This window comes from Eubacterium coprostanoligenes (assembly GCF_900167205.1).
Lineage (GTDB): Bacteria > Bacillota > Clostridia > Oscillospirales > Acutalibacteraceae > Eubacterium_R > Eubacterium_R coprostanoligenes.
The window spans coordinates 85321-91496 of the sequence record NZ_FUWW01000007.1 but is presented as its reverse complement, the minus strand read 5'-3'; the positions used below and the strand labels follow the sequence as shown (position 1 = coordinate 91496).

Annotated in this window: 5 protein-coding genes; 1 reads left to right on the top strand and 4 read right to left on the bottom strand. The window is 40.8% G+C overall.

Annotation, left to right across the window (positions count from 1 at the left end):
- Positions 1-274 precede the first annotated feature (274 nt).
- From B5D29_RS04315 to B5D29_RS04300, 4 genes are all read right to left on the bottom strand, one after another.
- Positions 275-1774: a S1C family serine protease gene (locus B5D29_RS04315; RefSeq protein WP_078768359.1), complete on the bottom strand. Its 1500-nt coding sequence runs from the start codon at positions 1772-1774 to the stop codon at positions 275-277.
- Positions 1775-1787: 13 nt separating this feature from the next.
- Positions 1788-3284, bottom strand: a complete 1497-nt coding sequence (locus tag B5D29_RS04310; protein WP_078768358.1) for a sensor histidine kinase — start codon at positions 3282-3284, stop codon at positions 1788-1790.
- Positions 3285-3292: 8 nt separating this feature from the next.
- Complete coding sequence (locus B5D29_RS04305; protein ID WP_078768357.1) at positions 3293-3988, bottom strand: response regulator transcription factor; 696 nt, start codon at positions 3986-3988, stop codon at positions 3293-3295.
- Between the two features lie 126 nt (positions 3989-4114).
- Positions 4115-5350 (bottom strand): ATP-binding protein, encoded by a 1236-nt coding sequence (locus tag B5D29_RS04300; protein WP_078768356.1) that lies wholly within the window; start codon positions 5348-5350, stop codon positions 4115-4117.
- Positions 5351-5512: 162 nt separating this feature from the next.
- Between B5D29_RS04300 and B5D29_RS04295 the strand changes: the two genes are divergently transcribed.
- Positions 5513-6169: a FadR/GntR family transcriptional regulator gene (locus B5D29_RS04295; RefSeq protein WP_078768355.1), complete on the top strand. Its 657-nt coding sequence runs from the start codon at positions 5513-5515 to the stop codon at positions 6167-6169.
- The last annotated feature ends 7 nt before the right edge of the window (positions 6170-6176 follow it).

Sequence of the window (6176 nt, the reverse complement as noted above, 5' to 3'; positions counted from 1 at the left end):
TTTTTGCGAACAAGCATATATAAGGCTTCCAAAAAATCCGTGGATTTTTTGGAAAGAGGAAAAACATATGTAGTATACTTACAAAACTTTGTTTTGTTCTATACGGAATATGTTTTGACGAGGTACAGCAAAGTTCGCAAGAAAACGAAATTCAGAACCTTTCTCAACAGGCTGTAGCACATCAAAAAACTTTTCAACACGCTAAAAAATAACACAGGGACTGTCACATTTATAAGTGGCAGTCCCTTAAACTGTTTAGTATTGTGCTTTTTATTTAGCCTTTGCTTTCGATAAGTTTGCACTTAACATCAAAGGTTTTGATTTGATTATTTTCAATTCTTGCAATTGTGAGAGTGATTGTATCGCCCGGTGATGACTTGCTGAGAATGTTTGTAAGAACATCTGTTGATGTCATTGTCTTTCCGTTTACGGCAACAATCATATCGTACTGTCTAACATCCTTGTTTGCAAGGTCTGATTCGGAATCAATTTCACCGATAATCATTGTGCCTTCGGCATCCTTAAATCCCTTTTGTTCCAAAGCGGCAAGAATTGCACTTGCATTTGAAGCATTTGTAATGCCTGTGTAGCTTATGCCAAGTTTTGCTCTGCCTGCCACATAGCCGTTTTTGATAAGGCTGTTTGCTGTTTTAACCGCTGTATTACTCGGTACGGCAAAGCCCATACCCTCATAATCGGTTGAAGCAATCTTTGATGAGTTAATACCGATAACCTGACCGCTCATATTGAAAAGAGCACCGCCCGAGTTACCCGGATTGATAGCCGCATCCGTTTGGATACACTCGTTATCATAACCGATTGATGATGAAACGGGACGATCAAGAGCAGATACAATACCGGTTGTTACACTGTTCATAAACTTGCTGCCGCCCGGGCAACCGATAACTACTGCCTGCTCGCCGACAACGATATTTGAGCTGTCTGCAAATTCTGCGACCTGGAGTCCGCTTGCCTTGATTGAAAGCACACCGATATCTGTTTGAGCATCATATCCAACAAGAGCTGCGTCATAGGTCTTGCCGTCATTTGTTGTTACCTTGAATTTTGAAGCATCGGAAATTACATGAGCGGCAGTCATAATATATGTTGTGCCTTTACTCTCGCTCATAATAACGCCTGATCCCTCGCCCGAAAGAGTCGGATCGCTTGAATCACTGTTTTGTTCCGAACCGAAGTTGTAAAAATCGTAATAAGAATTTTGCTCGCTGTATACGGAAATCAAAACACAGGAATTTATAGTCTTTTTTGCAACGCCGGCAACAGTCAATGTGCCATCGCTGTTTTCGGTTGCAACATCGCCCTTATTATCGCTGATTGAAGCTCCGCCCTTTGTGCTGTCGGAAGATTCACTTTGAGTTGTGCTCTCCTTTGAACCTTCGTATGATTTGTAGCCGGCAACAGAAGCGACAATGCCAAAGATTGACACTGCAACAACAACTATTGCAACAATGATGACAACCTTGAGCGACTTGCTTTTCGGCTTCTTTGGTGGCTTTGGTGCATTAGGCTGATTATACATATTTTGATTGTTAGGAGTATAATACGAGCCTGTGTTGGAACGATGAGTATTTTGATAATACTGCTGTCCGCCGTTTGTCGGCTGTGCATATCTGTTCTGCTGTGCACCGTAGTTTACATTGTTTGAATTTTGTGGTTGTTGATTTTGTCTTGGCGGAACAAAATGATATTCACCATTTGGCATTTCGTTGCCACCGTTTACACCGTTACTTTGATCTTTATTATATTCGTCCATAACGATTCTCCTTTTATTTAGATTTTGGCAAAGTAAACACAAATTCTGCCTCGGTCTTGCTATCCGACCTTGCAAAAATTCTGCCACCGTGCATCTCTACCATTGTTTTTACTATATAAAGTCCAAGTCCTGCACCCTTTGAATCAAGTGAGCGTGATTTGTCCACCTTATAGAATCTTTCAAACACACGAGAAAGCTCTGAAGCGTCAATACCCTCACCGCTGTTTTTGATGCTTACCTGAACATTGTCGCCAACATCGGAAACATTAATCTCAATATATCCGCCGTCATTTGTGAACTTAACAGCGTTGTCAAAGAGATTGTAGATAACCTGATAAATCATATCCGTATCAGCCGTGATATGATGTGGCTCCAAATTTTCAAGTCCTCGGATTTCTATATTCTTCTTTTCAATCTTTTGTTCAAATGTCAAAAGAATATGTATGATTTGGTCAGATAAATTATACGGTTTCGGCTTCATTTCAAAGTCGCCCGATTCAATCTTGCTCATATTGAGCATTGCCACAACAAGTCGTGACAATCGTCTTACCTCATCAGAAACTATCTTTAGATAATAATCTTCTTTTTCCTTTGGAATTGTTCCGTCAAGTATTCCGTCAATGAAACCAGCAATCGAGGTCATCGGGGTTTTCAACTCGTGCGAAACATTTGCAACAAACGACCGTCTTGAACTTTCGAGCTTGTCAAGAGCGTCTGCCATTTCGTTGAAAGCATATCCCAAATCTGCAAGTTCATCGTTTGTGTTGATGTTAACTCTGTATGAAAAGTCGCCCACCGCAAAACGCTTTGCCGCCGCACTCATTTGCTGAAGCGGAGTGACCATACGCTTTGTGAGTTGCCACAAAACGATGCACGCAAAGCCAAGGCATACCAAAGCGATAATCAAAAACGACCTCAACACAAGCGAAACAACGCCCTGTGTGCCTGCCGGAGTGACCGCAAACACCGTGCCGATGATTTTATTGTTATCACTCAAATTGTTTGCATCAAACGATGTTTTTATTGCAGTGCCGACAACATAGTAGCTTTCGCCGTTAATAATAGCTTTTCCGACTGAAGCACCCTCATACACACGCTGAAGCTGTTTGTCGCCGATTATAAAATTCTTATGATTTTCGCATACCGTTTCGCCAGAAATAAAGCCCTTAAGTCCTGTTTGATCCTTGCACATAATGATACTGCCACCGGCATCGCAAACAAAAACATCTGCATCAATACAACCGGAAACCATCGCAAGGTTTTCGCAAACACTCTCTTTATATGACGAATATTCGCTGTTCATATTGTTGACTATCATATTTTGAGAAATAGTGTTTGCAAGTTTTTTTGTATTTTCGGTCAAAATGTCTGTCTTTTGGCTAAGGGAATATGCGTTTACTATGGTGGTGAGCACAATGCCCATCACCACAAGCATAAACAGAAACACGGTAACGAAAAGCAAAAAGTATTTGGTAAACAGGTTTTGTCTTTTACCTTTTCGTAATGCCATAATTCAATTTAGTCCTTTGTTTCAAATTTATACCCAACGCCCCAAACGGTCTTTAAACACCATTTGTCAGATACACCCTCGAGCTTTTCACGGAGTCTTTTTACATGCACATCAACTGTACGAGAGTCGCCGTAATAATCAAAGCCCCATACCTCATCAAGAAGCTGGTCACGAGTGTAAACTCTGTTTGGATTTGAAGCAAAGTGATAAATGAGTTCAAGTTCTTTAGGTGGGGTATCAACCGGCACGCCCTTTACTTTCATCTCATAATTTTGAATATTGATTTCAAGATTGTCATAGATAACAACCTTTTTCTCGGTTTCTGTTGATTCGCTGTCACCTGTTGTTCTGCGGAGAACAGCTTTAACTCTTGCCATAACCTCTTTTGCGTCAAACGGCTTTACAACATAGTCGTCTGCGCCAAGCTCCAAGCCAAGTACCTTGTCAAAGGTTTCGCCCTTTGCTGTGAGCATAATAATCGGAGCAGATGAGGTCTTTCTGATTTCACGGCAAACCTGCCAGCCGTCCTTTTTAGGGAGCATAATATCAAGAAGCACCAAATCAGGGGTTTTGTTTTGGAACATCTCAACAGCCTCCTGACCGTCGTTTGCTGTGAATACAACATATCCGTCATTTTCAAGATAAAGTTTGAGAAGTTCGCAGATGTTTAAATCATCGTCAACTACAAGAATTTTGTTAGCCATAATCGTTTTTCCTTTCTTTCTTCTCTTTGCACACATAATAGCAAATGATTTTGTTCACAATTTGTATTTTGAGTAAACAAAGAGTTAATATTTTTAACAATTAATTAATTCATATTTATGAAATTTTTACCATTCGATATTTCGCTTTTCACAGCTTTCAACATAGTCGATAAACTGACGGGCACATCTCGGAGAGCGACCGCCTCTGCGTCTTGCCCACTGTTCTGCGGTGAAAAGTATTTTTTCCATATCAGAGGTAAGTCCTCTGTCGGTTGCAATTTTTTGAACAATATCTTCAAAATCCTTTTTGTCAGGATTGATGAATGTGATTGAAAGACCGAATCGGTCAGACAGCGAAAGTTCCTCTTGCAAAGTATCGGAACGATTGACATCATTTTCACGGTCGGAGAAATTCTCCTTAATAAGATGGCGTCTGTTTGATGTGGCATAAATGAGCGTGTTATTCTGTCTGCCCGAAAGTGAGCCCTCAAGTGCCGCCTTTAATTCACCGAACGAATCATCGTGATTGTCAAAACTCAAATCATCAATAAAGATGATGAATTTCATCGGGCTGTCGGAAATTTTTTCCCTAATCATAGTCAAATCGTTGATGTCGCCCTTTGAAATCTCAATCATTCGCAAGCCTCTGTTCTTATATTCATTGAGAATTGCGTGAACGGTGGAGCTTTTGCCGGTGCCTCTGTCGCCGTAAAGCAAAACATTATTTGCCGGCAAATCAGAAATGAAAGCAACCGTATTGTCAACAACCTTGCCACGCTGAACCTCATAATTTTTAAGGTCAGTCAAGCGAATGGAATCAATAGCCGTAATCGGAACAAACTCCTCATTTCTCCAAGTGAACGCAACAAATTTGGCAAACATACCGTAGCCGTTCGTTCTGTGGAATGACTTTAAGTCCTCGATATGTTCTGCCCAATTGTCGGTGAGAGGAAGCATTGCCCTGCCGTTCGGATTCCACTTTGGCATGGTTTTGAGAACATCCGCAATATCGCTGTCCTCTTCTGCTTTATAAATATCCTCTGCCGAAATCGAAGCGATAACCTCAAGTTTTTCCAAATCAGCTTTTACGCCGTCAAGAATAGATGGGTCAAGTTCATCACATTTGCCTGCCGCAGCTGCCTTGGTAAACACATTATCATCTGTCAAAATAAGTTTTGACACATAATGCCTGAGCGAATGATGTGATGACAACAGATTGAAAAATCTGCTCTGCTTTGTCAAAACAGTTTCGTCCTCAAGAGAATTAAGCAAATCATACAATGCGTTTATAATCTCGTCTTGCTTAAAATCGTAAATGCAAAGCGATTCAATGTAGTATCTTACCTTTACGGCTTTATTCATTATTACACCTTCTGCCTTATATATTAGAATTAATTACATTCTATAACATTTGTTCACAATTTACAATAGCTATTGCAAAAATAATTTAAAAATATGATGTCTGACAACCTGTTGACTTGTCTGTTATTTTGTGGTATTATCATACATAAAGGAGATGGTGCTATGTCAAACACAAGCAAATTATCGGATATTACAGCAAACAGAATCAAATCTATGATAGAGGACGAGGGGCGTTTTTCTGTCGGTGACAAATTGCCAAACGAAAACGATTTTGCCTCCGAACTCGGTGTTAGCCGTTCTACCCTGCGTGAAGCTGTTAGGATTTTGACTCTTGGCGGAATACTTGAAATCAAGCGTGGCAAGGGCACATTCGTCACCTCAAACACCACAATTGAGAGCAACGACCTCGGCGAAATAAGCAGTGGGCTTGACGACCTGTTTGAAATGAGATTGATGTTTGAGCCGGATTGCGCCTATTATGCGGCACAGCGAGCAACAGACGAGGAAATAGCGATTATTTGCAAGTACGGCGAAGCTGTTGAAGCAAAGATAAAATCGGGCGAGGACAGAACATATGAGGAGCAAAAGTTCCATGAAAGTATCGCAAACGCAACACACAATGCTTTTGTAAAGCAGTTTATGCCGATTATCTTCAACGCAATCAAAAACGGTGTAATCGTTATGCAAAAGGATGAGAATGTAAACCGTGACAATCTCAATGACGACAGGCTGATTATGGACTTCCTGAAAGCACGCAACGCAGAGGGTGCAAGGACAGCAATGAGACTCCACATTCTGCACGCAATAGAAGGTCTTTGAAAAAAAT